A 24994-nucleotide genomic window follows, 5' to 3' on the forward strand; every position below is an offset into this window, starting at 1 on the left:
TCGGCGAGCGTCCCGGGGCGGAGGGGGCAGCGGCCGGCCTCAGGCGGCTCCGGGTTCCCCGGGCAGCACCCGCACGGGCTCCCCGGCGAGGAATGCCGAGACGCACTCGACCGCGTCGGAGTAGCACAGTTCGAACGTGCCGTGCGTGGCGTAGCCCAGGTGCGGGGTCAAAAGCGTGTTGGGGGCCCGCAGGACCGGGTGGTCCGGCGGGAGCGGCTCCTGGTGGTGCACGTCCAGCCCGGCGCCTGCGATCCATCCCTCGTGCAGCGCGGTCAGCAACGCTGCCTCCTCCACGAGCGGGGCGCGCGAGGTGTTGACGAGGTACGCAGTGGGCTTCATCAGCCGCAGGTCCGGTCCGGAGAGCACCGAGCGGGTGCGCCCGCTCAGCCTGAGGTGGAGTGTGACCACGTCCGAGCGGCGCAGCAACTCCTCCTTGGACACGGCCCGTGCGCCTTCCCGGGCCGCCCGCTCCGGCGTCAGGTTCTGGCTCCAGGCCAGGACCTCCATGCCGAAGGCCCGGCCCACGGCGGCCACCCTGCTGCCCAGTTTCCCGAGACCGACGACGCCCAGGACCGCGCCGTCCAGATCACGCCCGAGGCCGGTCTGCCACACCCCGGAGCGCAGCGCGGCGTCCTCGGCGCAGGTCCGCTTCACCAGCCCCAGAATCAGGGACCATGTCATCTCGGCGGCCGGGTAGGGCCTGAGGCGGGTGCCGCAGACCGTGACGCCGAGGGCCCGGGCCGCTTCGATGTCCACGGCCGCGTTGTGCATCCCGGTGGTGACCAGCAGGCGCAGCGCGGGAAGCCGTTCCAGGAGGGCCGCGGGGAAGGGGGTGCGCTCGCGCATCGCGATCACGGCCTCGAAGGGGCCCAGCCGTTCGACGAGTTCGTCCGGGTCGGTGACGTGGTCGTCGAAGAACACGGCCTCCACCCCGTCCGGCAGGTCCGCCCAGCAGTCCAGCGCGGCCGCTGCTCCTGCGTAGTCGTCGATCACGGCGACACGTACCACGTCTCGGGTTCCCTTCTCGCTGCGCACGCTCCTCGTGCGCGGTCCGACGGTGCGGGTCCCGCCGCCCGCGTACGGCGGCGGGACCCGCACCGTCGAGCACCGTACCGGCGGCCGGCGCGGGGGAGGGCCGGTTACGCGACGACCGGTGCGGCGATCTGCACCCGCTTGAGGTGACGGGTGGGGTCGTCGAAGGCGTTGCGGGAATGCATCATGCGCCAGTTGTCCCACACGATCATGTCCCGCGCGCGGTAGCGCACGGCGACGTGGCTCTCGTCGTAGATCTCCTTGCCCCGCCTCAGGAGCCTGGCCGCGAGCTCGTCGCCCTCCGGGACGACCAGGTTGTTGAAGGAGAACCGGAAGACCGTCTCGTCCCCGCGGTCCTCCAGGACCGGGTGCTCGGCGTCGAGGGCGACACCGCGGCGGGCCAGGCCCTCCGTGGACTTCCAGTGGTAGACGGTCTCGCGGAAGTGGCGCTGCTCCTCCTCGGTGAACTCCTCGAGGACGCGCCGGCCGTCCAGCATCGTCGTCTCTCCCCCGGCCCCCGAGGCGGGCTTGACGCACCACAGGGAGAGGTAGCGGGGCGGCAGGCCGCGGAACTCGTACCCCTCGGTGTGCGGCACCAGCGGCCTGCGGTTCTGCGCGTGGTAGATGTCGTCCATGTCGGACTCCGGCTTGAGGTCGCCGACCACGGTCCCCGTGGGCGTGGGCTGGAAGTCGCCCAGTTCCTTCAGGAACGCGACGTGGTCGAAACTCTCGGGGACGTCCACCACCTGCACGTAGCCGTTGTTCGACAGGAGCTGGTGAAAGGCGTACTTCAGGACGTCTTCGGGCAGGAGGTCCCCGTTGACGTCGAAGCAGGAGAGGACGCTGTCCGGTAACTTCGGCATCTTTCTCTCTCTCGGTCGTTTCCCCCGGGCCGCTTTTCGCACGCCCTGCCCTCATGCTCGTCACCCGCCGGAAAGAAAGTCCAGCCGATGCCCTGGCGCGCTTTCGACTGGCTCTCTGCCGCCACTGCAACAAGAGGGACATGCGCGCCATTCACACCGAAACCCCGTGGAAAAATCGCGCAAAACCGACTTGTCCCACATCCTTTGCTGTCGTTCCGCGCCTGGCGCAACCCCGCCCGGAAATCCACCCCGGATCACTTCGGGAACGACAAGAATGGCGACGGAAGAAGAGGGTCCGGCGAAGGCCGGGCAGAGAGGGAAGGACTCCGGGGGAAACGCCACGATGTCATCTTCAGTTGTCCGAGCAATAACCGTTCTCTCATTGTCCGTGTGCTTGGCCGTCTTTTCCTCGCCCACCTTCCCCCAGGACACCGGTTGGGAGTCCCCGAGAGCCGCGCAGCACGGTGCGGGCCTCGTCCCGGCCGCGGGGACCCACGACGACACCGGCCGAGGCCGCTGACGAACGACGCCCGCACCAGGACCCCGGGCACTCCGCGCGACACCGCGCCCCGGGACCGGCGGCCTCAGGGGCCGGCGGTCCCGGACCCCGGCGCCCAGGGCACCTGGGGCGAGCGGTGGTAGTCGATGCCGAGGACCTCCCATCGCGGGGCCTGGGCCGCCAGGCGCCCGCGGAACGCCTCCCAGTCGTGGGAGGACGCCGGGGACCAGCCGATCTCGGCGACCGCTGCGAGCCGGGGGAAGGCCATGTACTCGATCTCGTCACCGGTGCGGATCGTCTCCGACCACAGCGGGGCCTCGACGCCCGTCACGGAGGAGGCGGGGGCGCCCGGCAGCAGCTTCGCCGGGTCCCAGTCGTAGGCCCGGCGCACCTCGACGTTCCCCATCCACGTCACTCCCGGCTCTGTGCCCGGTTCGTACTTGGCGTCCAGGTAGGCGTGGTCGGCCGGGGAGAGGATCAGCCGCGTCCCGGCCCGGGCCGCGGCCGCGGTCTGCTCCGCGTCGCGGCCGGCGGGGCCCCAGTACTGCACCACCGCCCCCTCTGCGGGGTCGGCGGCGGCGAGCTGGTGCCACGCGACGACCGTCTTGCCGTGGTCGCGGACGATCCGCTGCGCCCGTTCCATGAAGGCCGCGTAGTCGGCCGGGGTGGTCGCGTCCGCCTCGTCGCCGCCGATGTGCAGGTACCTGCCCGGGGTCAGCTCCGCGACCTCGCGCACCACGTCCTCGACGAAGTCGTAGGTGCTGCTGCGGCCGACGCACAGCGAGCTGAAGCCCACCTGGGTGCCGGTGTAGACGGGCGGGGCGGTGCCGTCGCAGTTCAGCTCGGGGTACGAGGCCAGGGCGGCCGTGGTGTGGCCCGGCATGTCGATCTCGGGGACCACGGTGATGTGACGGTCGGCCGCGTACCGCACCAGGGCGCGGTACTGGGCCTTGGTGTAGTACCCGCCCTTCCCGCCGCCCACCGCGGTGGAGGCGCCCTTGGCGGTCAGCTCGGGGCGGCTGTCGACGGCGATCCGCCAGCCCTGGTCGTCGGTGAGGTGCAGGTGCAGGTGGTTGACCTTGTACAGGGCCAGCTGGTCGATGTAGCGCCTGACTTGGGCGGGGGTGAAGAAGTGCCGGGCGACGTCCAGCATCGCCCCGCGGTAGCCGTAGCGGGGCCGGTCGACGACCTCGCCGCCCGGCACGGTCCACGGGCCCGGCACGCGCCGGTCCTCCTCCACGGCCGGCGGGAGGAGCTGGCGCAGCGTCTGCACGCCGTGGAACAGACCGGCGGCGCGTGCGGCGCGGACAGTCACCGCCCGTCCGGTGACGGTGAGCCGGTAGCCCTCGGCGCCGAGTCCGGCCGTTGCCCCGTCACGGCCCTCCTCGAGGGAGAGCACGATGCCGTCCGGGGCCGGGGAGCGGTCCAGGGGCAGGCGGTAACCGGTCGAGGGGCGCAGCACGTCCGCGAGGCGGTCGCCGACGCGCGCGGCCCGGTCCGCCTCCGCCTTCCCGGTTCCCTCTGCCGCGCGGACGTGGATCCGGGTGTCGGGGCCGATCCGGAAGGCCGCCGCCGCGGCCCGGGCGGAGACCGGCACGGGGAGGATGCGCCGGTACGCGGCGGTGTCGGGCTCGGGGGCGGGGGGGGGTGCCGGACGCGGAGGCGGAGGGCTGCGGACGCGAGCCGTCCTGGCCGGCGGGAACGGGCGGGACGGAGCTGCACGCGGCGGCCCCGGTGCACAGCAGCAGCGCCGCGAGGGACCGGGGCAGCGGCCTCCTCGGAGCGCGGGGCGCGGAGCGGGGGCGGCGTCGTCTCACGGTGGCTCCTCCGGCACGGTTGCGTCCCTGCGGCAAGGCCCGGGCGGGCGGGCACGGACGACCCCCGGAACCGGACGGCACGGTTCCGGGTACCCGGCGTGCGGGCGGACAGTCGTCTTTTGCTCCGCCCGGCCGCACCCGCCGCCCTCCTCCCTCCCTCCTCGCCCCTTCGCCGCCGGGAGCGGGCGTCCGCGGACCCTTTGGAGGGCCGGGTCGGGGTGAGCGATGCTGGGCCCATGCTGATCAGGGAAGCGACCTCGACCGACTGGTCTTCCGTCTGGCCGTTCCTCCGCGAGATCGCGGCCGCGGGCGACACCTACACCTGGCCCCGCGACATCGACGAGGAGACGGCACGGGCGTTGTGGTTCCCGAACCCGGGACGCACCGTCGTCGCCGTGGACGACGACGGGACCGTCCTCGGCACGGCCAAGACCAACCCGAACCTGGCGGGTCCCGGCTCGCACGTCGCCAACGCCAGTTTCCTGGTCGACCCCCGGCGGTCCGGGCGCGGCGTGGGCAGGGCGCTGGGCGAGCACGTGCTGGAACTGGCAAGGGCGGACGGTTACCGAGCGATGCAGTTCAACGCGGTGGTGGAGTCCAACACCCGGGCGGTGGCCCTGTGGCGCTCCCTCGGTTTCGAGGTCCTGGCCACCGTCCCGGAGGCCTTCGCCCACCCGGAGAAGGGCTGCGTCGGCCTGCACATCATGTACCGCCGGCTCTGAGGCGGTGCCGCGCCGCGACCGGCGCGGCGCCCTGCCGGTACGCGGGCGGGCGGCCCGGCGGGCACGGGCCTCAGCGGGGGCGTGCGGGAAGGGCGACGGGGCTGCGCAGCCCGTTGCGGCCGACCGCCCGCACGCCGAAGAAGACGTCGTCGCCGGACAGTCCCACGGTGTGCTGCACGGTGTCCCCCGCCTGGACCACGTGCGTCCACTCCGGCTCGGCGGCCCCGCGCCACACCACCTCGTAGCCGGCCAGGCCGGACTCGGTGCCCCGCCGCCACCGCAGTTCGGCGGAGGCGCCCAGTTCGTCGGTGCGGACCTGCACTCCGGCCGGGGCACCGGGCGCCTGGGCCAGGGTCCACAGGGCCGCGGCGGTCACCCGGGCCACCCGCGCGGTGTGGTCGACGTCGCACGGGCGCCGCGCGTCCCCGCCGGGCTCCGCGAAGCGGACGGCCGGCCAGCCGCGCTCCAGGAACGGGACGTGGTCCCCGGCCCACCGGTCGCGGTCGTCCCCGTGGACCACCCGCACGTCCACCTCGGCGGTGTCGCCCGCCGCGTCGCGGACGGAACGGGCCAGCCGGCACGAGGGGGAGTCGTCCTTCCCGCCGGCCGGCGCGCCCTGGGCGTACAGCCGCACGGCGCGCGGGGCGCGGGCGCCGTCCTCCGCGGCACCGCCGTCCTCCGCAGCACCGGCCTCCCCCGCGGCACCGCCGCCGACGGCGTCGACGGCGAACACCCCCTGCACGTCCATGCCCGCGGCCTTCAGCTCACCGGCCAGGTGCGACGCCCCGTACAGTCCGTGCGCCTCCCCCGCGACCGCGGCGAGGACGACGGTCGCGGCGGTGCGGCGCGCGGCCAGCACCCGGGCCAGCTCCATGACCACCGCCACCCCGGACGCGTCGTCGTCCGCGCGGGGGCCGTCGCCGTCGGCGGCCGCCGCACCGCAGGCGCGGGAGTCGTAGTGGCCGGAGACCACGTACACCCGGTTCGGCGCGGAGGTCCCCCGCAGGGTGGTCAGCACGTTGGTGATGCGGGTGGGGGTGGGGACCAGGGAGTCCGGCTCCTGGATCCAGGACTGCAGCCGGACGCTCATCCGGCCCCCGGAGACCCTCGCGCACTCCTTCATCCGTGCGTGGACCCAGTCACGGGCGGCACCGATGCCGTGCTCGGGGTCGGTCTGGCTGGAGAGGGTGTGGCGGGCGCCGAAGGCCGCCAGGCGGCGCACCGTGTCCTCGATGCGGCCGGGATCGACCTCCTCCAGCAGTTCGCGCAGTTCCCGATCTGCGTGCGGGGCCGCTTCGGTGCCGTCCGCGGGCCGCGCCGGGGCGCCACCGGGTGCGGGCGGTACCGGCGGGGTGCCGCCGGGCACCGGGGCGTCCGCAGCCGTCGTCTCCGCCGCCGCGGTGGCGGTGAGGAAGGCCCTGCGGTCGGAAGAGGCCAGATCCGACACGGTACGCCCCACCCTTCGTCCGTTCGTCCGTCCTGTACGACCCACCATCGTGATGGCCGGGCGGGTCCGGGACAAGTACCCCGGTACGACCGGCGCGGACGCGTTGTGCGGGAACGGGGAGCACGGCCCCGCACCGGCCCGCACCGGCGCGCCCGGAAGAGGACGGGGCGGAACGGCGCAGCCGGGGGCAGGGACGGAGGCTGCGCACCTTGCACATGCCCATGCAGGGGCCGGCCCACCGCCCCTGCCGGGGAGGCTTCCGGAGGTCTTCCGGCGGATTCTCATTCGTTCGGAATTCCCCTCCCGCCCGAAGAGCCCGCAAAAAGGAATCGACAAGGAATCCGATTCGGCAGCAAGCCCGTCGGCGCCCTTGCCGGAGCCGGGAGCAGGGCCCGGATCAGCCTTGAGGGGAATTTTAAAGAGGATGCGTATTTCTGGTATTCTTTTGCCGTCCCAAGCAGGAGGAGGAAGCCGAATGGCAAAGCGGTTCATCATCGAGTCCGACCTTTCCGGAGAGCCGGACGCCGAGTCCGTGTCCTTTGCCTTCGACGGCAAGCGGTACACCGTCGACCTCACGGAGAGCGAGAAGGAGGAGTTCGCCCGGCTTCTCGCGAGGTACATCGACGTCGCCGAGGAGGAGGCCGGCGCGGGGCAGGCGGGCATCCCGAACCGCAATTCCGAGCCCGACCCTTCCGTCGTTCGCAAGTGGGCGCTCGAGAACGGCATCGAGGTGAACACGAAGGGCCGAATTCCGCATTCGGTCGTCGCCCGGTACAAGAACTCCATGACGGAGACGGCGGACACCTGAGGGCCCCAGGAACGCCGGTGGCCCCGAGGAATTCCTCGGGGCCACCGGCGTTCCCCCGTAATTCCGGAAGGACTGGGAATTCATCCGCCGGAGGAGACACCGCCCGGCCTCCGGGGCACCGGGGGCGGTGCCGGGGGCGAGCGCCGCGGTGTAGCTTGGCGCTCCGAAATCGCAACACGCGCAGGGGGACGTCGTGGCAGTGATGCTCTACCACCCGCTGGTCAACCCTCCTGCGGAGGTCGTGCACCAAGCGCTTCTGTACTGGGACGGGATCTCCTCGGTCGTGCCCCGCGCCCTTCCCGCGCCCGGCCGGCGGCCACCGTCCCGCACCCCCGAACCGGCCCTCGACCTCCTCCGCCCCGACCTGCAAGAACTCCGGGACCGGGGCCTGTACTCCCCGCTCGTGGTGGACCCCGACCTGCTGTACCCGCTGCACCACAGGCCCGAGGCGTGCCCGCCGGACGAGCCGGACCCCACCTGGGTGATCCTGGAGGACGGGCTGCGGCGGATGGCCGGGAGCGGGAGGCCGCCCCGGCCCCCGGCCTCCCCCGGTCACTTCATCATCCCGATGAAGACCCACTGGCGGCTGGAGGAGCTGCTGTGCGAGCTGGGCCTGGCCGAGGAGGTGCAGCGCCCCGACCTCCCGGAGGGCTACGCGTTGTCGGTCGCGGAGGAGGTGCAGCAGTTCGTCGTCGGGACCGTGGTGCGCGGCATCGCCGACGACGCATCCCGGTCCGGTACGGCCCACTTCCCGTACACGGACCGGGAGGAGGCGCACCGGTGGGCCCTGCGGCCCTCCCCCGCGGGGCGCCCCGTCCTCTCCTGGGAGATGGAGCTCGGCCGGCTCCTCCCCCTCCCCGCCCCGGGCACGCCCACCGCCGAGGTGCTGGCGTTCCGCGAACGCCACCGGGACGAGCGCCTGCGCCTGATGCGCGCCCTGCACCGCATGCTCGGTGACCTGCGCCGCGACTACGAGCACCCGGCGGACGTCCTCGCCCGGCTGCGCCGCGAGATCGACCAGGCGGTCGGCGACTACCGGGCCGCGGTGCGCGCCTCGCGCACCGCCTGGGTCAGCCGCTCGGTGACCGTCGCCGTCGCCCTCGGGGCCGCGGGCGCCGGCGCGCACCTGGCGCCCGGCCTGGAATGGGTCCTGGGAACGGTCGGCGGCTACACCCTGAACGTGGCGACCCGGGAGGTCCGGCCCGCGGCGAAGGAGGCCCGCGAGCACGACTTCAGCTACCTGCACCGGGTGGGCGCCTCCCTGGGCGAGCCGCCTCCTGCCCGCCACGGCCTGCTGCACCGCGCGGTCCGGGCCCTGCCCTTTCCCCGTCCGCGCCGGTGACCGGCACCGACGAGGGCGCGGACGGGCCGGGCCGGGCAAACGGACGGACGGACGGGCGGGCTGGGGGTGCCGGCTCGACGGGGCGCTCGTGGTGCGGCCCCGACGGGCCTGCGGTCACCCGCCGGGGCGGGTACGGATCTGCATTCCGGGGCGGCGCCGGTGGACGGTCAGGTACGCCAGGCCGCGTTCGCCCGCGGTGAGGGCGCGCGTGGAGCCGTGGGGCAGCCAGACCAGGGAGCCGGGGGCCAGGGGGACCGGGCCGTCCGGGGTGTCGAGGACACCGCTTCCGTCCACGCCGAGGAGGAGGACGTCGAGGTCGGGTTCGGCGTGGGTGTCGACGCGACGGCCGGGCGGGAGGTGGACGAGGTTGGAGTCCAGTTGACGGCCGGGCTCGTCCAACCGCCAGACCGCGCCTCCGCGTTCGGCGGGGGTCTCGGCGGCGAGGGCCCGCACGTCGCACAGGAGGCGCGCCCGGTCCGCGGGCCCGGAGGCCCCGGCGGACCCGGCAGGCTCGGCGGGCTCGTCGGACCGGCCGGGTTCGTCGGGGCCGTGCGGGGTGTCGGTCGGCATCGTCTTCTCCTCGTGGCGCGGCGGGTACGGCGGGTACGGCGGGCGGGGGCCGGCCGGGGTCCGGCCCGGTCCTGTCCCGCCCCCGGGCGCCGAGTCGGAGCCGGCACCCGGGGGCGGGACCATGATCAGGCCAGGCCCAGGTCCGGGCCGAACACCTCGTAGTGCACGTCGCGGGCCGCGACTCCGCCACGCAGCAGGTCCTCCCGGGTGGCCTTCAGGAAGGGCACCGGGCCGCACAGGTAGGCGGTCGTGCCGGCGGGCAGGTCCAGGACGGAGAGGTCGCACAGACCGGTCCTGGCTTCACCGTCGCGGGCGCCCTGCTCGTACCACAGGTGGAGTTCGGCGCCGGGGAGCGCGTCGACGAGGGCGGCCTGCTCGGCGCGCATCGCGTGGTCGTCCTCGCTGCGGTCGGCGTGCACGACGACGACGCGGCGTCGGGAACCGGTGTCCGACAGGTGCCTGAGCATGCCGATCATGGGGGTGATGCCGATGCCTGCCGAGGCGAGCAGGAGGGGGCCGTCGCCGTCCTCCAGGGCGATGTCGCCGAAGGGCGCGGAGAGCTGGAGGAGGTCGCCCTCGCGGGTGTGGCGGTGCAGGTGGTCGGAGACCTCGCCGGCGGGCCGGCCGCCGCCGTGGACGCGCTTGACGGTGAGGCGGCGCTGCTCGGCGAGCGGGCCGCTGGAGAGGCTGTACTGGCGCAGCTGCCGGCTGCCGTCGGGCAGGTCGACCGCGACGCTGACGTACTGGCCGGGGCGGAAGCCGGGGACGGGGGCGTCGTCGGCCGGGGAGAGGAGGAAGGAGACGACGTCGGCGGTCTCCTCCGTGCGGGCGTCGACGCGCCAGGGGCGCCACTGGCCGTACCGGTCGCTCCCCGCCTGCGCCATCAGCGTCTTCTCGGCGGCGATGAGGGACTTGGCCATCAGCCAGTAGACCTCGTCCCAGGCGGCGGCGACCTCGGGGGTCACGATGTCCCCGAGGACCTCGACGATGGCGGCGAACAGGTAGTGGTGCACCAGCGGGTACTGGTCCTCGGTGACGCCGACCGACACGTGCTTGTGCGCGATGCGGGCGAGCATGGCGTCCGGCCTGTCGTCGGGGCGCTCCAGCAGCAGGGTGGCGAACGTGGCGATGGAGCCGGCCAGTGCCTTCTGCTGCTCGCCGTTGACCTGGTTGCCGCGGTTGAACAGGTTGTCGAGCAGTTCGGGGTGGTCGGCGAACATCTTCCCGTAGAAGACGGGGGTGATGTCGCCGATGGCGGCGCCGACGACGGGCAGCGTCTCGCGGACGACGGCTGCGGAGGAGGCGGACAGCATGGACTCTCCCTAATGCGAATCTTGAATGCCGATTTACGGCGATGGTGCGGCGCCGCGGGTCGCGGCGCGCCGTCAGGGGGACACGGGGGGCGGGCTTGTCACGGTGGGGCCGAGTCCGAGGAGCACCGGCCCGGTGGGGGCCGCGGTCAGGTCGGCGACGGTCAGCGGGTCCAGGCTGGCGAAGAACGCCTCCTGGGCGGTGCGCAAGGCGGAGCGCAGGCGGCAGGCGCGGCGCAGCGGGCAGGGCGGCTCGTCGTCGCACCCGACGACGTCGCCCTCCCCCTCGAGTTCGCGGACCAGCCGCCCGACGGAGACGTCGGCGCCGCTCCCGGCGAGGGCCAGTCCCCCGCCCCGGCCCCGCCGGGCCTCGACGACCCCGAGGTGCTGCAGGCGGCTGACCACCTTCGCGGCGTGCGAGTACGGCACCGCCAGCGCCTCGGCCACGTCCCGGGTGCGGAGGAGCTCCGCCTCCTCGGTACGGGCGGCGAGGAGCATGGCCACACGCAGGGCCAGGTCGGTGAACTTCGTCAGGCGCACACCCAGAAATTATCAAATAAGCATCTGGAATGAATATTTGGGAGGGGGTGACATCGAACACGTTCGAACCGGCCACACAGGGTGCACCCCGGCCGCGACGCCGGGCGACCGACCGCATCGACCACCGGGCGACAGGGCCGCACCTCACGCCGGGGATACGAACCGCCGATAAGACTTTTCATGGCCATATGTCCCTGTTCTGTAACGTGACGCGTCCATCGGCGAATGAACGTTTCTTGCGTGCAAATCTGTGGATCCCGGCGCGATGCCGGGTTTGCACCATCGGAACGTCACGGGCCGCTCACCGGCCCGTTGCTGTACGGAAAGTGAGGGACCGCCATGTCCCGTACCAGACGTCTGGCCGCTGCCGCCCTGGCAACCGGAGCGCTGCTGGGAGCCGCCGCGCTCCCGGCCTCCGCCTCCGACGGCGGCCGCGACCGCGACCACCGCCACGAGCACCGCCACGACCGGGACCACGACGGCCGCGACCGCGACCGGGACCGTCACGACCGGGACCGGGACTGGGACCGGGACTGGGACCGGGACTGGGATGACCGCGACCGCGACCGCGACCGGGACCGGGACCGCGGCCGCCACCGCGGCCACGGACTCGTCCTGCGGGCGGTCCAGTACGACAGCCCCGGCCCCGACCTGCGCACCGACCGCAGCCTGAACGGCGAGTGGGTGCTGGTGAAGAACACCTCGCGCGAACGGGTCCGGCTCGGGGGCTACACCCTCGACTGGGACGGCCGCTCCTACCGCTTCGGCCGCATGACCCTGCGCGGCGGTGAGGAGGTGAAGGTCCACACCGGCCACGGCCGCGACAACCGCGATCACGTCTACCAGGACCGCGACCGCCACCAGTTCGACAACCGCAGCGGCCGGATCACCCTGCGCGACGACGACCGCTTCGTCGACCGGTGCAGCTGGGACCGCTGGGACGACGGCCGCGTGTCCTGCTGACCTCCTCGGCCACCGGCCTTCCCGTCTGATCTCCCCGCCCGGCGCTGCCCCCACCCCGTGAAGGGGGCAGCGCCGTCGGCGTGCCCGCCCGCCCGGCCGGAGCGGGACCGGCACGGGACGGGCCCTGACACGGGGCCCGGCACGCGGGGCGGCGGGGTCATCCGCCGTGGCGGCGGACCATGGGGGCGGCCATGGGGGCGTCGGCGAAGTCGCCGGCGGCGATCCGTGCGGCGACGGTGCGGCGCACCAGGCGGTCGGCCAGGCGCGGCGCGTGCCGGGCCAGCGCCGTCTCGACGCGCCCGCGGGCGGTGGTCGCCAGGTCCCTGGGGGCGCGGCGCGCGGTGGCCGCGGCGACGACCGCCGCGACCACGCCCTCGACCGGCTCCGGCCGGGAGACGGCGTCCAGGGAGAGGCCGGCCCGCCGGGTGCTGTCGTGGATCGGGCTGCGCACCATGCTCGGGTACACCGTCGTCACCCCGATGTGGGTGCCGACCTCGAGCCGGAGCGCGTCGGCGTAGGCGGCCAGGGCGCGTTTGGAGACGCCGTACGCGGCTGCCAATGGCAGGGGCAGGAGTGCCATCCGCGAGGCGATGAAGACCACCCGCCCGCGGGAGCGTTCCAGGTGCGGCACGGCGGCGGCCGTCGTGTGCCAGGCGCCGAGCAGGTTCAGCTCCAGTTGTGCCCGCACCTCCTCCCCCGGCGGGAGTTCGGCCGGGGCCGGTCCGCCGCGGCCGGCGTTGTTGACCAGCAGGTCGATGCCGCCGAGCAGGGCCGCCGCCTCGGCGACCGCCGCGTCGACGGCCTCCGGGGAGGTGAGGTCGCAGGGGACGAACCGGATGCCGGCGTCGTCGGGGCGCACCAGGTCCAGTCCGACCACGTGCGCGCCCAGTTCGGTGAAGCGCGCGCTCATGGCGCGGCCGAAGGTTCCGGCCGCCCCGGTGAGCACGATCCGGCGGCCGGACAGGGCGTGGGGGCCCGGCGTGGGGCCCGGCGTCCGGGGCGGGCGCAGTTCGCGCCGGACGGTGCGCAGGTACTGGTCGACGTCGATGCGCATGTGCGGGCGGCGGTCGCCCCAGCGGGCGCGGGCCGCCCCCAGCTCCTCGACGGCGGCCGCGCGCATGGCGTCGCGGCCGGGCAGCCGGTGGGCGCCGGAGCGCACGGCCGCCACGAGCCGTGCCTGCGCCTCGACGACGGGCAGCGCGGACCCGGTGGACTGCATCAGCCCGACGTAGGAGAGCGCGTCGTCGTCGAGGGGGAAGACGTGGCGGTGGAGCAGCAGGCGCGACGGGTCGTCCGCCTCCCCGCCCTCCCCGCCCTCCAGGAACGGCACGGCGGCCCGGTACCCGGTGCACCAGACGACGTGGTCGACCTCGTCGGCCGTGCCGTCGGTGAAGTGCACCCGCCCCTCCTCGAAGCGGGAGATGCCCGGCCGGACGAGGATCCGGCCCTGCGCGACCAGGGCGGGGACGGTGTCGCTCAGGGTCGGGTGGTCCTGGAGGACGCCCCGGCGGGGGGCGGGCAGGCGCGGGCCGGCCGGCAGCCGGGGGCCTGCCAGCCGCAGCACCGCCTGGGAGACCGCCTGTCGCACCCGCCACGGGAGGACGGCGGCCAGGGCGCCGTTGAGCTGGTCGGAGGGGCGGCCGAGGAGCCGCTTGGGCAGCACCCACACCCCGCGGCGGGCCGACAGCAGCACGGTGTCCGCGTGGCCGGCGAGTTCGGTGGCGATGTCCATCGCGGAGTTCCCGGTGCCGACGACGAGCACCCGCCGGCCGGCGAACTCCTCCGGGGTGCGGTAGGTGTGCGCGTGCGACTCGGTGCCGGTGAAGCTGCCCGGGTAGGGCGGGTCGGGGTGGCGGGGGATGTGGTTGTGGCCGTTGGCCACCACCAGGTGCCCGGCGGTCTCGCGGCTGCGCCCGCCGGGGCCGTCGAGTTCGAGTTCCCACCCGTCGCCGGTGCGGCGGGCGGAGACCAGGGTGGTGCCCAGCCGGAACCTCTCCGTGACGCCGAAGCGGTCGGCGTAGCCCTGCAGGTACTCCAGCATCCGGGCACGGTCGGGGTAGTCCGGCCACTCCGGAGGCATGGGGTGGTCGGAGAACCGGGTGCGCGGCTTGCTGGTGTTGAGCCGCAGCCCTTCGTAGGCGGCGGTGTCGTCGTCCAGCCGCCACAGTCCGCCGAGGGCGGGCGCGCGCTCGACGCCGACGACGGGGACGCCCGCCTCGACCAGGGCCTTGACCGCGGCTATGCCCGCGGCGCCGCCGCCGACGACGACCGTCGTCCCCGGGCCGAAGCCTCCCGGACCCGCCGGGGCGGGGTCGACGGGGCCCGTCGGCGCGGGGCCCGACGGCCCCGTCGGTTGCGGCCCTGGCGCACCGGGCCCTGCCGTACCGGACTCCGCCGCACCGGACTCCGCCGCACCGGGCTCCGCAGTGCCCTGCCCGGTGGTTTCCGGCCCGGTCGTTTCCGGCTCCGGGTTGCTCGCGCTCGTCCCCATCACACCGTCACACAGCCTCTCATAATCCATCGGGTGATGGATTATGAGTCACGCTCGGCGTCCGCACCAGGGGGTGCGTAGAGGCGGCCGATCAAGCGGTGGGCGTAGGCGCGGAACTCGCGCTTCTCCCGGGCCGCTGCCACCGCGTCGCCGCCGGCCGCCGTCAGGGCGGCCACGTGGCCGTGCGCCGCCCACACCAGGCTGCGGACGGTGACGTGCGGCGTCGGCTCCACGACGGCGCCGCGGCCGGCCGCGTCCAGCAGGGCCTGCTCGATCTCGTGGTAGATCGGCAGTGCGTACGCCTCGTCCAGGGGCGAGTGACGGGTGGGGTCCAGCCAGCGCCGCAGCCACAGGAACGTGGTGTGGGGGTGGTCGTCGAGGAAGTCCACGAACGCGTCGACCAGGTCGCGCAGCGCCTCCACCACGCCGCTGCCGTCGGGGCCCGAGCGCACCGCCTCGGTCAGGCCCCGGACCGCGGGGGCCAGACCGGCCCGTTCGGCCTCGAAGACCCTGGCGAAGCAGGCGTCGTACAGCGACTCCTTGGTCGCGAAGTGGTGGTGGATGCTGGATACGTCGATCCCGACCCGGCCCGCGATGTCGCGCATGGACACCCCCTCCATGCCGTGCCGGGCGAACAGGGCGGTGGCCTCGGACAGGATCCGCTCGGAGGTGGGAGGCCCCGACCGGTCCCGGGGAGGCCGACCGCGCCGCCGGGCCCGCGGCGCGGCCTCCGCCCCGGCGGCCTCCCCCGCCCCGCCGGCGGCCGCGACCCGTTCCGTTCCCGCGTTCTTCCCGGTCTTCTCCGTGCTCTTCCTCATTCCGCACAGTCTGGCTACGATCCCCCCACCCCGCAATCAAGCAGTGAGTGGATTTATGAGCGCGCTCCCCCGCCCGAACCGCGGCACCGCACGGCCGACCGCCGCCGTTCCCCGGGCGGGCCTGGTGCAGTACGCCCTCGGCTCGGCCGGCATGGGCATCTACGTCACGGTCCCGGGGCTGCTGCTGCTCTACTTCCTCACCGACACCCTCGGGGTCCCGCCGTGGCTGGCGGGCCTGGCGCTCCTGGTGCCGAAGGTCGTCGACGTGGTGCTGCACCCGTTCGTCGGATCCGTCTCCGACCGCGACCGGGCCCGCAACGGCAACCGCGTGCGGGTGCTGGCCGCCGGGTGCCTGCTGGCGGTCGCGTTCACGGCGACCTTCGCCGTCCCCGGGTCCGCCGCGGCGGACCCGTACCTGGCGGCCGGGTGGGTGGCGGTGTGGTTCGTCGTGGGCAACACGCTGTTCGCGGCCTACCAGGTGCCGTACCTGGCCACCCCCACCGATGTCGACGTGGGGTACGACGAGCGTACCCGGATCATGTCGTTCCGCATGGTGGTGCTGACCCTGGGCATCCTGGTCGGCGGCGCCCTCGCCCCGCTGCTGGTGGGGGACGGCTCAGGGGTTTCCGGATACGTCGTCATGGCGCTGTGCCTGGGGGCGTTCATGCTGGTCTTCCAGGCCGTGGGGGTCGGCGGTGTCCGCAGTCTGGCGCGCGCCGGAACGGCCCCGGGCGGGGCCGCGGAAGGCAGGGCGGCGGAAGGCAGGGCGGCGGAAGACGGGGCGGCGGCCGGCGCAGTGCCGCCCGCGCGCGCGGCGCTCGCACAGGCGTGGAGCGTGCTGCGGGCGAACCGGTCGTTCCGGGTGCTGGCCGGCTCCTACCTGCTGGTGTCGACCACCACGCACCTGGTCCTGGCGGGACTGCCCTACTTCGCGGAGTACGCGCTCGGCCGGCCCGGCCTCACCACGGTCCTCGTCGGGTCCTTCGTCGCCCCCGCCCTGGTCGCCACGCCCGTGTGGTTCAGGATCTCGCGGACCCTGGGCAAGCAGCGCTGCCTGCTGGCCGCGCAGTGGGCCTTCGTCCTCGGTTCCCTGGGCATGCTGGCGGGGGCGAGGACCGGCCTGGCCGTGGTCGTCCTCGCGACGCTGGTGCTGGGGGTGTCGTTCGCCGGGCTTCAGCTGTTCCCGTTCTCGATGGTCCCCGACACCGTGCGCGCGGCCGGCGCGGGCGAGGTGGACCGCGCCGGCGCCTACACCGGGGTGTGGACCGCGACGGAGGCCGTGGGGTCGGCCGCCGGGCCGTACCTGTACTCCGCGGCACTGGCCGCCGGCGGCTTCGCCGCCACCCGCGCCGGCGAGCAGGTCGCCCAGACCGCGGGCGCGCACACCGCGGTCCTGCTCGGCTTCACCGTGCTGCCGGCCGCGCTGATGGTCCTGTCCGTGCTCGCCCAGCGCCGCTATCTCCTCGACTCCGACGCCCGCGGCCGCCCGGAGCACCCGGCGACCGACCCGGGAGCGGCACCGGGAACACCTCGGGAGGCATGACCTGCCCTCAGTCGTGTCGCACCGGGCGCGGACCGCGGGGCGGACTGCCGGGCGCGGTCCGTCACGGACCCGCGGGCCCGGCCACGTCGACGGCCTCGAAGCCCTCGCGACGCATCCGCTCGGCCCCCCAGAGACCGAGCGGCCCCAGCGCCTGATTGAGCGTACGCCCGTGCTCCGTCAGGGAGTACTCCACCCGCGGCGGCACCTCGGCGTAGACCTCCCGGTGCACGAGACCGTCCTGCTCCATCTCGCGCAGGTGCTGCGTCAGCATCTTCTCGCTCACTCCCGGCAGACCGCGGCGGAGTTCGGCGAAGCGACGCACGCGATGGGCGTCGAGTTCCCAGAGGATCAGCCCCTTCCACTTGCCGCTCACCACGTCGAGCGCGGCGTCGATGCCGCAGATGTAAGGCCCGCGTCTCGGCGCCCCGGCCATCACTGATCCCCCTTACCGAAAGGTGAGTACCGCAGAAAATAGTAGGTACTTCCGGGAATGGTGACGCTCTCCGAGCATGGAGGGGTGAACGAACAGCAGAACCACACCAGCAGCCAGAACAGCCCTGTCACCGTGATCGGGCTCGGCCCGATGGGCCGGGCGATGACACGCATCCTCCTCGCCGCCGGCCACCCGGTCACCGTATGGAACCGCACCGTCGGCCGGACCAACGGCGTCGTCGCCGACGGAGCGACGCTCGCGGCCACACCTGGCGAAGCGGTCGAAGCGAGTGACCTCGTGATCCTCAGCCTCACCGACTACCGGGCGATGTACGACATCCTCGGCAGCGCCGCCGAATCGCTCGCCGGCCGGACGCTGGCCAACCTGAGCTCCGACACTCCGGACCGCTCACGCGAGGCGGCGGCCTGGGCGGCGGGCCACGGCGCGACCTTCCTCACCGGAGGTGTCATGGTCCCCGCGCCGATGGTCGGCACGGAGGCGGCCCACGTCTACTACAGCGGCCCCGACGAGGCGATGCGCAGCCACCTGACGACGTTGAAACTTCTCGGGGCACCCAAGTACCTGGGTGAGGACCCGGGGCTCGCCCAGATGATGTACCAAGCCCAACTCGCACTGTTCCTCACCACCTTGTCCGGGCTGATGCACGCCACCGCGATGCTGGAGACCGCAGGCCTGAAGGCGAGGGAGGCGCTGCCGGAGCTGCTCTCCTCCGCCGACTCGCTCGGCGACATCCTGAGGGCCGGTGAGGAGATCCCCGGCACCGCGCTCGATGCCGGAGAGCATCCCGGCGACCTCAGCACGGTCACCATGATGGGCGCGACGTCCGACCACATCGTGGAGACCAGCACGTCGCTCGGCCTCGACCTCGCACTCCCGCTGGCCGTGCAGGCCCACTACCGGCGCGCGATCGAGAACGGACACGGCGGCGACAACTGGACCCGCATCATCGACAGCATCCGGGGACCGCGCTGACCGGACACAGGACCGGTGAACACGCTCCCGGCCGGCCCGTACCGAGGACGTACCGAGGAGTTCGCCTCCGGACTGCCGTTACGGCCCGTCACGGACCGGCGGTCCCGGCCCGGTCGGCAAGCTCGGCGAGCGCCTCGGCGAGCCACTCGCGCTCCGCGCGGCTCGTCGCGCGTGCGACCCGGAGCATGCCCCGGCGGAACAGGTCCTCGGTGTCCTTCGCCCGCACCGGCCTGCCCTTGTCGTAGAAGAAGCTCGCAGGGGCTTCCAGGAAGTCCAGCCGACGGCGGAGCACGGCTGCCTGGGCCACCGGGTCGTACAGGTGCCGCAGGAACGCCAGGAGCGTGAAGAACCGGGTGCTGTCGGTGATCTCGACCGGCTTCGGGTCGCGCAGCCGGCCCAGCAGCGCGGCCCGCCCGGCCGGGGTCAACGACAGGATGCGGCGGGGCGCGGCACCCGCCCCGGGCTCGGTGTGCTGCTCCAGCAGGCCCGTTTTGACCAGGCGGGTGATGGCCGGGTACAGCGCGCCGTCACTGACGGGGCGCACGTGCCCGCTCAGGGCCGTGATGCGCTCCTTCAACTCGTAGCCGTGCAGGGGCTCGTCGTGCAGGAATCCCAGGATCGCCAGCTCCAGCACCGTCCGGCCCTCCGTCCTGCCCTTGCCCGCTGGGCCGACTCTATGCTACCTCTGATCGAGGTACCTCTAAACGAGGTATTGGTTCGCGAAGGGGGAAGGCGTGGGCGGAACGACGGCTGCCGGGTCCGAGGGGGCACCGCCCGGACCGCGGCCGGGACCACGCCCGGGACCAGGCTCGAAATTACGGCCGGTACCGCCGTCGGAGGCGTCGGAGGCGTCGGAGGCGTCGGAGGCGTCGGAGGCGTCGGAGGCGTCGGAGGCGTCGGAGGCAGGAGGATGTCCGAAGACCCGGCCGAGGGCCCACCGGCGCCGGATCGCGGCCCTCGCCGGGCCCGTCTACCTCGAACTGCTCGCCGGGGTGGTCACCGGGATCGTCGACATGCTGTGGGTGGCCCGCCTGGGCGGGGCCGCGGTCGCCGCGGTGACCGTCGCCACCAATGTCGAGAACGTGCTGCTGGGCGTGGTCCTCATGGCTTCGTCCGGCACCACCGTCCTGGTGGCGCGGGCCGCCGGGGCGGGCAGCCCCGGCGGGGTGCGCGCGGCCGTCCGCGGCGGCTGGGCGCTGTTCGCACTGGTCACCCCGGTCGTCGCGGTCGGCGGCTGGTGCGTCCGCGAACCGCTCGCCCGTCTCCTCCTGGGCGGTGCCGACGGGGGCGCGGCGGTGGAGTCCACCGCCGGGTTCCTCGCGGTCTCCCTGCCGGGCATCACGTTCCTGTACGCCCAGACCGTCCTCAACGGAATCCTCAAGGGCACGGGCGACACCCGCACTCCCATGCGTCTCGCGCTCCTCGCCAACGGCCTGAACCTCGCCCTGGACCCGCTGCTGATCCACGGGCTGCTCGGGATGCCGGAACTCGGGGTCCGGGGTGCGGCCCTGGCCACCGTGGCCGGACGGTCCGCGGCACTCGCCGTCGGATTCGCGGTGCTCCGCGGCAACGGGCCGGTGCGCGAGGCGGCCCGGGCGCCGGGCACCGTGCCCGTCACGGCCGCGCTGCGCCGCACCGCCGCCGTCGGGCTGCCCCTGTCCGGCGACTTCCTGGTCCGGATGGCCGGCTCCCTCGCCCTGGTCGCGGTCGTCGCCCGGCTCGGCGTGACGCCGGTCGCCGCGTACGGCATCGCGACCAAGGCGATGTACGTGGTCACGATGGCCTTCTACGCGGTGCGCCAGGCCACCGCGATCCACACCGCCCACCTGCTCGGGGCCGGCCACGACGAACGCTCCGCGATCGGCCGGCAGGCCGTGCTGACCGGAGGCGCGGTCGCGGTGCTCGCCTCGGTGCTCCTGCTCCCCACCGCGCCGTGGGCGATGCGGCTGTTCGGCGCGGAACCGGACGCGGCCGCCGCCGGCGCCCTCTTCCTGCAGTGCATCGGCCCGTACCTGGTCCTGCTCGGCTGCTTCATCCCCCTGGGCGGGGTGTTCGAGGGCAGCGGGGAGGGCTCACTGCTCCTGCGCGTGACCGCGCTGGGGACGGTGGCCCAACTGGCCCTGGCCCATGGCCTGTCGGGGCTCGGCCTGCCGGGCGTCTGCCTGGCGATGGCACTGAGCGCCGCCCTGCAGTGGGCCGCCGTCGCAGCCCTGTTCCGCCGCCTCGGGGCCGGCGCGGCACGCTGAGTGCGGTCCCGGCTGCCCCTCCCCCGGAACCGCAGGCGCCCGACGGCTCCTGCCGGTGTTCCGGCAGGAGCCGGCCGGCCCGCTCCCACCGGCCTGCGGCGCGCCCGCAGGACGAACGCCGGACCGGCTCCGGACGCGCCCGGGCGAATCACAGGGAGTACAGGGCAGAGTGGCGATGGCGGGTCGGCGGGACGTCGATGCCGAGGTCGGTCTCCCACCACGGCCCGTCCGTGGCCGCCGCGCCCGCTCCGTACCGCGCTCGGATCGCGGCAAGGTCGTCACGGACGCCGCGGCGGGCCCGGCCCTCCTGCACGGCGGCGTCCCCGGAGACGCAGCCGCAGCGCATCAGATACACGGCCAGGCCCGTGAGCCGCCTGCGGTGCGTCAGCCGGGCCGGGCGCGGGCGCCGCCCCTCGGCCTCCGCCGCACGCAGTTCGGCCGCCGAGTACCGCAGGTCGGCGAGGACGTAGGGCGCGCAGCGGCCGAGGTGGGGACGCGCCTCGTACCAGCCGGCCAGGAAACCGTGCCGTCGGACGTGGTGAACGGTGCGGGACACCGGTAACTCCCGGATGCGATCGGGTGCGTTCGGCACGGGCGGAACCCCGCACCGCCGGAAGTGCGGGCGCGGCCGAGGGCGCCCCGGGCCGAGATCGGGAGGCCGGGGCCACCGGGGCCGGGACAGGCTCTACGAGTCGACCGGAACGTCGGCGGGGCCCTGCCGGTCCGCCACGAAGGCGGTGAACGCCGCCCAGGCGTCGGGCGCGAAGGTAAGCGACGGGCCACCCCGGTCCTTGGAGTCCCGCACGTGCACGGCGCCCGGAGCAGCCGCCACCTCGACGCAGTTGCCGCCCTCGTTGTCGCTGTAACTGCTCTTGAACCAGGCGAATCCGGAGTTCACAGCTCCCCCACCAACCGCTTGACCAGGGCCACAGACTCCCACGGAGTGAGCGCCTGAGAGCGCAGAATGCCATACCTCCGGCTCAAGACGCTCACCGATTCCGGCTTCGAAATCAAGGTGCTCTGCCCCTGCCCCTCCACATAGGCCAGGCTGCGGTGCTCTCCCGTCTCGATCAGGACCAGGGGGCCGGCCATACCCGCGTGCTCCTCACGCCGGGTCGGCATGACCTGGATCTTGACGTTGCGGAGTTCGGCGCACTCGACCAGCCGCTCCAACTGCCCCTTGAGAACCGCTGTTCCGCCCAAGGGACGACGGAGCACCGACTCCTCGATCACGAAGTTCAGCAACACCAGCGGTTCGCGCGTCAAGACCTCCCGCCGTTCGATCCGGGCCGCCACGAACCGCTCGATCGCCTCGTCCCCCAGTGGAGGGACGCGGACCCGGAACAGTGCTCTTGCGTACTCCTCGGTCTGCAGCAGGCCGGGGAACGTCTGGTTCTCGTACGAATAGAGGCTGACCGCGTCGGCCTCCAGCCTCGCGAAGTTCCGGAAGTGCGGCGGGTAGCGGGCCAGTTCAAGGAACTCCTTCCCGGCCCGGAGGACGCCTTCGGCGCGCAGCAGGTCGTCCACGCGGTCCACGAAGTCCGGCTGCGGGATGCGCCGGGCGTGCTCGAACGCCGCCACCGACGACTCCGAGTACCCGGTCATCCGACCCAGTTCCGTCTGCGTCAGTCCCGCCTTTGTACGGAACAGCGCCAGTTGACGGCCGAAATAGCGCAACACCTCCGAAGCGGAACCGTCCTCCCCGTCCTGCACGCCCCGGGCGTCCGTCTCCCCCGCCTTACGCATTACCTGCCCCCTGTTTCCGTTTCTGCCCCATCGGGCCGCATCGGCCTCCGCCGGCCTGCACGGTGGCCGACGACTGCTCACAGTCCCTCACCGTGAGGGTGTTTCCGCTGGTCAGGCTATGCGCGGAACGCAAAAGTCGGGGGCGTGAAAACCGAAATTACCTCTTCCGTGTTGTGCCGCCGGTTCCCCGCGACCGACTACGGGGCGCACCTCGCCCGCCGTCGGGCGGTGTTCCACCTGACCGGTTGCGGGCACCCGCCGAAGAGCGACACCTCCACCGCCGTGGCGCTGATCGTCAGCGAACTCGCGGCCAACGCCGTGCGCCACGGCAGCGCGTCCGGGGAGGCGGCCGACGGTGGCTTCCGCCTGCGCGTCACGGCGGGCCCCGCGCCCTGCACCGTCCGTGTCGAGGTCTCCGACGCCCTCGGCGGCGTACTGCCGTGGCTCACCCGGTGCGACGACGGCGAAGCGGAGTCCGGGCGCGGGCTGCTGCTGGTCGACTCGGTCGCCGCCCGATGGGGCGTCACCCCGCACGGCCCGGCCGGGAAGACCGTGTGGGCCGAGTACGACGCACCGCCGCCGTGAAGCGCCGGGCCGCGGCGAGCCGGGCCGTGGTGAGCCGGGCCGTGAAGTGCGGTTCCCCCGAAGGGTTTTCCCTCCCCCGCGCGGGCGGGGTGTGCCAGGGTGGGCGGGTGACGCGCGACGAACTGCTGCACGCCCTGGCCAACCTGCGCCGCGCCCGGATCGGGGAAGTGCGGGCTCCGCACAAGCCCCTCCTGCTGCTGTGGCTGCTGGGCCGGTTCGCGGCCACCGGCAGCAGCGAGGTCGCCTACGGCGAGGCCGAGGGGCCCGTCAGCCGGATGATCAACGCGTACGGGCCGCCGGTGAAGAACGCGTCCGACGCGCGACGGCGGGCCGCCATGCCGTTCGTCCACCTGGAGCGCGAGCTGTGGGAGCTGCGCGACGCGCACGGCCGGCCGGTCGCGCACACCGTCGCCGAGAGCGGCCCGCGACTGCGCGAGCAGGGCGCGACGGGCCGCCTGGCCCCGGACGTCGAACGGCTGCTGGCCGATCCGGGAACGCTGGCCGCCGCGACCCGCCTCCTCGTCGACCTGCACTTCACCCCCGCCCTGGAGCCCCTGATACTCGCCGACGCCCGCCTGGACCCGGCGGTGCTGGAGGAGACCGGGTACGTGCGGACGACGGTGCGGCGCCGCCCGCGCCGGGCCGGCTTCTCCGAGCAGGTGCTGGACGCGTACGGACGGGCGTGCGCGATGTGCGGCTACGACGGCGCGCTGGGCGGCCGGTCCGTCGGGCTGGAGGCCGCCCACGTGCGCTGGCACAGCCAGAACGGCCCGGACGAGCTCGGCAACGCACTGGCACTGTGCGAACTGCACCACGCCCTGTTCGACCTCGGCGCCCTCGGCCTCACCGACGACCTTCGCGTGCGCGTCTCCCGCCACTACACCGCGCGCAGCACGGCGGGCCGGGCCGTGACGGACCTCGATGGCCGCCCGCTGGCCGCGCCCCGGGACGGCGGCCCTTCGCCCGCCCCCGCCTTCGTCGCCTGGCACGGCCGGCAGGTCTTCAAGGACGGGCAGGTCCTGGCCGCGTAGCGCCGGACGGCCGTGGGCCGTCCGTGCCCGCGAGCGTGGGTGCGGGCGCCGGAGCGCGGCCTCTCCCTCCGGGATCGCCGGGGCCGCGGAGTAAAAAGGCAGGATTGACTCGCCCTGCGAGGCCCCCGATGATCGCTCCGGACCAAGGACGGCAACCCGGTCCTCCCGCCGGGGCCGAACCCGACCGCGGCGAGAAGGACAGGTGCCGGCCCGCGAACCGAGAGGATCCCCGACCGTGCACTCCGACGAACCGCGTACCAGCACCTCCGCCGCTCCCGTCCCGTCGTCCGCCCGGACCGTGGCCGTGCTCGGCCCCGGAGGGATCGGCGGCCTGCTCGCCGCGCTGCTCTCCCGCGCCGGACACCGCGTCATCTGCATCGCGGGCGAGGAGACCGCGGACGTCCTGCGCCGAAAGGGCGTCCACCTGGACAGCGGCCGGCACGGCTCCTTCACCGCCGAGGTCGAGGCGGACACAGCGCTGCGCGAGCCCGTCGGCCTGTGCCTGGTGGCGGTGAAGCACACCTCGCTGGACGCGGCGCTCGACCGCGTCCCGCCCCGGCACGTCGCAGACGGGCTGCTCGTGCCCCTGCTCAACGGCGTCGAGCACCCGGCCCTCCTGCGCGCACGCTACGGCGACCGGCAGGTGGCACCGGCCGTGATCCGCGCCGAGTCCACCCGCACGGCCCCCGGCGTGATCGAACACGGCACCCCGTTCACCGAGATCGACCTGGCCGGACCGCAGGAACGCCTCGAACCGCTCGCCGCAATGCTCACGGCCGCCGGGGCGAACACCCGCGTCATGCCGGACGAGAACGCCGTCCTGTGGGCCAAGCTGACCCTCCTGGCCCCCTTCGCGCTGCTCACCACCCACCACCGGGCGCCCATCGGCAGCATCCGGACCGGGCGCCGGGAGGAACTGGAGGCCATGGTCGAGGAGGTCGCCGCGGTGAGCCGGGCCTGCGGCGGACCGGGAGACACCGCTCCGATCCTGGCCCGCTACGAGGCGTTCCCGGCCGCCACCAAGTCGTCCATGCTGCGCGACGCGGAGGCGGGGCGCCCGCTGGAACTCGACGCGATCGGAGGCGCCCTGCTGCGGGCCGCCGAGCGGCACGGCCTCCAAGTGCCGATCACGGCCCGTCTGGTGGCAGATCTCCAGCATGTCGCAGAGGGCTCCGGGCAGGCGGGCTGAGCCGAC

General features: G+C 74.0%; 24 protein-coding genes. 10 read left to right on the forward strand and 14 right to left on the reverse strand.

Annotated elements, in window-relative coordinates; translation table 11 throughout:
• Nucleotides 1–39 precede the first annotated feature (39 nt).
• The 3 genes from GQS52_RS04370 to GQS52_RS04380 form a co-directional block, all read right to left on the reverse strand.
• Nucleotides 40–1008: a D-2-hydroxyacid dehydrogenase family protein gene (locus tag GQS52_RS04370; protein WP_182311747.1), complete on the reverse strand. Its 969-nt coding sequence runs from the start codon at nucleotides 1006–1008 to the stop codon at nucleotides 40–42.
• 131 nt (nucleotides 1009–1139) lie between these two features.
• On the reverse strand, nucleotides 1140–1895 hold the full coding sequence (locus GQS52_RS04375) for a TauD/TfdA family dioxygenase (protein ID WP_182311748.1): 756 nt from the start codon (nucleotides 1893–1895) through the stop codon (nucleotides 1140–1142).
• A 584-nt stretch (nucleotides 1896–2479) separates the two neighbouring features.
• A complete protein-coding gene (locus tag GQS52_RS04380) occupies nucleotides 2480–3991 on the reverse strand; it encodes a beta-N-acetylhexosaminidase (RefSeq protein WP_275946451.1) in 1512 nt (503 codons plus the stop codon).
• Nucleotides 3992–4447: 456 nt separating this feature from the next.
• Here GQS52_RS04380 and GQS52_RS04385 point away from each other — a divergent pair, with 456 nt between their 5' ends.
• Nucleotides 4448–4933, forward strand: a complete 486-nt coding sequence (locus GQS52_RS04385; RefSeq protein ID WP_182311749.1) for a GNAT family N-acetyltransferase — start codon at nucleotides 4448–4450, stop codon at nucleotides 4931–4933.
• A gap of 70 nt (nucleotides 4934–5003) precedes the next feature.
• Here GQS52_RS04385 and GQS52_RS04390 read toward each other — a convergent pair whose 3' ends face one another.
• Nucleotides 5004–6380 (reverse strand): M28 family metallopeptidase, encoded by a 1377-nt coding sequence (locus tag GQS52_RS04390; protein WP_259370570.1) that lies wholly within the window; start codon nucleotides 6378–6380, stop codon nucleotides 5004–5006.
• 475 nt (nucleotides 6381–6855) lie between these two features.
• Between GQS52_RS04390 and GQS52_RS04395 the strand changes: the two genes are divergently transcribed.
• Nucleotides 6856–7188 (forward strand): Lsr2 family protein, encoded by a 333-nt coding sequence (locus GQS52_RS04395; protein ID WP_182311751.1) that lies wholly within the window; start codon nucleotides 6856–6858, stop codon nucleotides 7186–7188.
• A gap of 202 nt (nucleotides 7189–7390) precedes the next feature.
• Nucleotides 7391–8530 carry a DUF6236 family protein gene (locus tag GQS52_RS04400; RefSeq protein ID WP_259371035.1) on the forward strand — a complete coding sequence of 380 codons (1140 nt, stop codon included), beginning with the start codon at nucleotides 7391–7393 and terminating at the stop codon, nucleotides 8528–8530.
• A 114-nt stretch (nucleotides 8531–8644) separates the two neighbouring features.
• Here GQS52_RS04400 and GQS52_RS04405 read toward each other — a convergent pair whose 3' ends face one another.
• The 3 genes from GQS52_RS04405 to GQS52_RS04415 all read right to left on the reverse strand — a co-directional run bounded on the left by GQS52_RS04405 (nucleotide 8645) and on the right by GQS52_RS04415 (nucleotide 10950).
• The gene (locus GQS52_RS04405; RefSeq protein WP_259370571.1) at nucleotides 8645–9100 is read right to left on the reverse strand and encodes a hypothetical protein; all 456 of its coding nucleotides are present in this window, start codon (nucleotides 9098–9100) and stop codon (nucleotides 8645–8647) included.
• Between the two features lie 125 nt (nucleotides 9101–9225).
• Nucleotides 9226–10413, reverse strand: coding sequence for a globin domain-containing protein (locus GQS52_RS04410; RefSeq protein ID WP_182311753.1), 1188 nt, complete (start codon nucleotides 10411–10413; stop codon nucleotides 9226–9228).
• A gap of 72 nt (nucleotides 10414–10485) precedes the next feature.
• Nucleotides 10486–10950, reverse strand: a complete 465-nt coding sequence (locus GQS52_RS04415; protein WP_182311754.1) for an Rrf2 family transcriptional regulator — start codon at nucleotides 10948–10950, stop codon at nucleotides 10486–10488.
• Between the two features lie 339 nt (nucleotides 10951–11289).
• Here GQS52_RS04415 and GQS52_RS04420 point away from each other — a divergent pair, with 339 nt between their 5' ends.
• Nucleotides 11290–11913, forward strand: coding sequence for a lamin tail domain-containing protein (locus tag GQS52_RS04420; RefSeq protein WP_182311755.1), 624 nt, complete (start codon nucleotides 11290–11292; stop codon nucleotides 11911–11913).
• Nucleotides 11914–12070: 157 nt separating this feature from the next.
• Here the strand turns inward: GQS52_RS04420 and GQS52_RS04425 are convergent, their stop codons facing one another.
• Both GQS52_RS04425 and GQS52_RS04430 read right to left on the reverse strand, forming a co-directional pair.
• Nucleotides 12071–14434 (reverse strand): SDR family NAD(P)-dependent oxidoreductase, encoded by a 2364-nt coding sequence (locus GQS52_RS04425; RefSeq protein ID WP_259370572.1) that lies wholly within the window; start codon nucleotides 14432–14434, stop codon nucleotides 12071–12073.
• A gap of 11 nt (nucleotides 14435–14445) precedes the next feature.
• The gene (locus GQS52_RS04430; RefSeq protein ID WP_182311756.1) at nucleotides 14446–15222 is read right to left on the reverse strand and encodes a TetR/AcrR family transcriptional regulator; all 777 of its coding nucleotides are present in this window, start codon (nucleotides 15220–15222) and stop codon (nucleotides 14446–14448) included.
• 55 nt (nucleotides 15223–15277) lie between these two features.
• Between GQS52_RS04430 and GQS52_RS04435 the strand changes: the two genes are divergently transcribed.
• Nucleotides 15278–16765, forward strand: a complete 1488-nt coding sequence (locus GQS52_RS04435) for an MFS transporter (protein ID WP_182311757.1) — start codon at nucleotides 15278–15280, stop codon at nucleotides 16763–16765.
• Nucleotides 16766–16826: 61 nt separating this feature from the next.
• Here the strand turns inward: GQS52_RS04435 and GQS52_RS04440 are convergent, their stop codons facing one another.
• The gene (locus GQS52_RS04440) at nucleotides 16827–17198 is read right to left on the reverse strand and encodes a helix-turn-helix domain-containing protein (protein WP_182311758.1); all 372 of its coding nucleotides are present in this window, start codon (nucleotides 17196–17198) and stop codon (nucleotides 16827–16829) included.
• A gap of 84 nt (nucleotides 17199–17282) precedes the next feature.
• On the opposite strand from GQS52_RS04440, the gene GQS52_RS04445 reads away from it, so the two are divergent.
• Nucleotides 17283–18191, forward strand: a complete 909-nt coding sequence (locus GQS52_RS04445; protein ID WP_259370573.1) for an NAD(P)-binding domain-containing protein — start codon at nucleotides 17283–17285, stop codon at nucleotides 18189–18191.
• Nucleotides 18192–18279: 88 nt separating this feature from the next.
• Here the strand turns inward: GQS52_RS04445 and GQS52_RS04450 are convergent, their stop codons facing one another.
• A complete protein-coding gene (locus GQS52_RS04450) occupies nucleotides 18280–18825 on the reverse strand; it encodes a PadR family transcriptional regulator (protein WP_182311760.1) in 546 nt (181 codons plus the stop codon).
• Between the two features lie 313 nt (nucleotides 18826–19138).
• Here GQS52_RS04450 and GQS52_RS04455 point away from each other — a divergent pair, with 313 nt between their 5' ends.
• Entirely contained in the window at nucleotides 19139–20437 is a 1299-nt protein-coding gene (locus GQS52_RS04455; protein ID WP_182316200.1) for an MATE family efflux transporter, read from the forward strand.
• A gap of 148 nt (nucleotides 20438–20585) precedes the next feature.
• On the opposite strand, the gene GQS52_RS04460 is transcribed toward GQS52_RS04455, so the two are convergent.
• The 3 genes from GQS52_RS04460 to GQS52_RS04470 form a co-directional block, all read right to left on the reverse strand.
• Nucleotides 20586–20993 carry a hypothetical protein gene (locus GQS52_RS04460; protein WP_182311761.1) on the reverse strand — a complete coding sequence of 136 codons (408 nt, stop codon included), beginning with the start codon at nucleotides 20991–20993 and terminating at the stop codon, nucleotides 20586–20588.
• Between the two features lie 129 nt (nucleotides 20994–21122).
• The gene (locus GQS52_RS04465) at nucleotides 21123–21335 is read right to left on the reverse strand and encodes a DUF397 domain-containing protein (protein ID WP_182311762.1); all 213 of its coding nucleotides are present in this window, start codon (nucleotides 21333–21335) and stop codon (nucleotides 21123–21125) included.
• Nucleotides 21332–22150, reverse strand: coding sequence for a helix-turn-helix transcriptional regulator (locus GQS52_RS04470; protein ID WP_259370574.1), 819 nt, complete (start codon nucleotides 22148–22150; stop codon nucleotides 21332–21334). Before GQS52_RS04470 ends, GQS52_RS04465 begins: the two co-directional genes overlap by 4 nt.
• A gap of 177 nt (nucleotides 22151–22327) precedes the next feature.
• Here GQS52_RS04470 and GQS52_RS04475 point away from each other — a divergent pair, with 177 nt between their 5' ends.
• The 3 genes from GQS52_RS04475 (at nucleotide 22328) to GQS52_RS04485 (ending at nucleotide 24988) form a co-directional block, all read left to right on the forward strand.
• Nucleotides 22328–22768, forward strand: a complete 441-nt coding sequence (locus tag GQS52_RS04475; protein WP_182311764.1) for an ATP-binding protein — start codon at nucleotides 22328–22330, stop codon at nucleotides 22766–22768.
• A 107-nt stretch (nucleotides 22769–22875) separates the two neighbouring features.
• On the forward strand, nucleotides 22876–23799 hold the full coding sequence (locus tag GQS52_RS04480; protein ID WP_182311765.1) for a phosphorothioated DNA-binding restriction endonuclease: 924 nt from the start codon (nucleotides 22876–22878) through the stop codon (nucleotides 23797–23799).
• Nucleotides 23800–24034: 235 nt separating this feature from the next.
• Complete coding sequence (locus GQS52_RS04485) at nucleotides 24035–24988, forward strand: 2-dehydropantoate 2-reductase (RefSeq protein WP_182311766.1); 954 nt, start codon at nucleotides 24035–24037, stop codon at nucleotides 24986–24988.
• Nucleotides 24989–24994: the final 6 nt, after the last annotated feature.

The sequence above is a fragment of the Streptomyces sp. SCUT-3 genome (genome assembly GCF_014083985.1).
GTDB lineage: Bacteria > Actinomycetota > Actinomycetes > Streptomycetales > Streptomycetaceae > Streptomyces_H > Streptomyces_H thermolineatus.

Excerpts from the sequence above, each read along its gene's own strand:
- GQS52_RS04425 (WP_259370572.1), bottom strand. The coding sequence starts at position 14,434 with ATGGATTATGAGAGGCTGTGTGACGGTGTGATGGGGACGAGCGCGAGC.
- GQS52_RS04395 (WP_182311751.1), top strand. The coding sequence starts at position 6,856 with ATGGCAAAGCGGTTCATCATCGAGTCCGACCTTTCCGGAGAGCCGGAC.
- GQS52_RS04410 (WP_182311753.1), bottom strand. The coding sequence starts at position 10,413 with ATGCTGTCCGCCTCCTCCGCAGCCGTCGTCCGCGAGACGCTGCCCGTC.
- GQS52_RS04375 (WP_182311748.1), bottom strand. The coding sequence starts at position 1,895 with ATGCCGAAGTTACCGGACAGCGTCCTCTCCTGCTTCGACGTCAACGGG.
- GQS52_RS04400 (WP_259371035.1), top strand. The coding sequence starts at position 7,391 with ATGCTCTACCACCCGCTGGTCAACCCTCCTGCGGAGGTCGTGCACCAA.
- GQS52_RS04440 (WP_182311758.1), bottom strand. The coding sequence starts at position 17,198 with ATGGCCGGGGCGCCGAGACGCGGGCCTTACATCTGCGGCATCGACGCC.
- GQS52_RS04405 (WP_259370571.1), bottom strand. The coding sequence starts at position 9,100 with ATGCCGACCGACACCCCGCACGGCCCCGACGAACCCGGCCGGTCCGAC.
- GQS52_RS04430 (WP_182311756.1), bottom strand. The coding sequence starts at position 15,222 with ATGAGGAAGAGCACGGAGAAGACCGGGAAGAACGCGGGAACGGAACGG.
- GQS52_RS04435 (WP_182311757.1), top strand. The coding sequence starts at position 15,278 with ATGAGCGCGCTCCCCCGCCCGAACCGCGGCACCGCACGGCCGACCGCC.
- GQS52_RS04385 (WP_182311749.1), top strand. The coding sequence starts at position 4,448 with ATGCTGATCAGGGAAGCGACCTCGACCGACTGGTCTTCCGTCTGGCCG.
- GQS52_RS04420 (WP_182311755.1), top strand. The coding sequence starts at position 11,290 with ATGTCCCGTACCAGACGTCTGGCCGCTGCCGCCCTGGCAACCGGAGCG.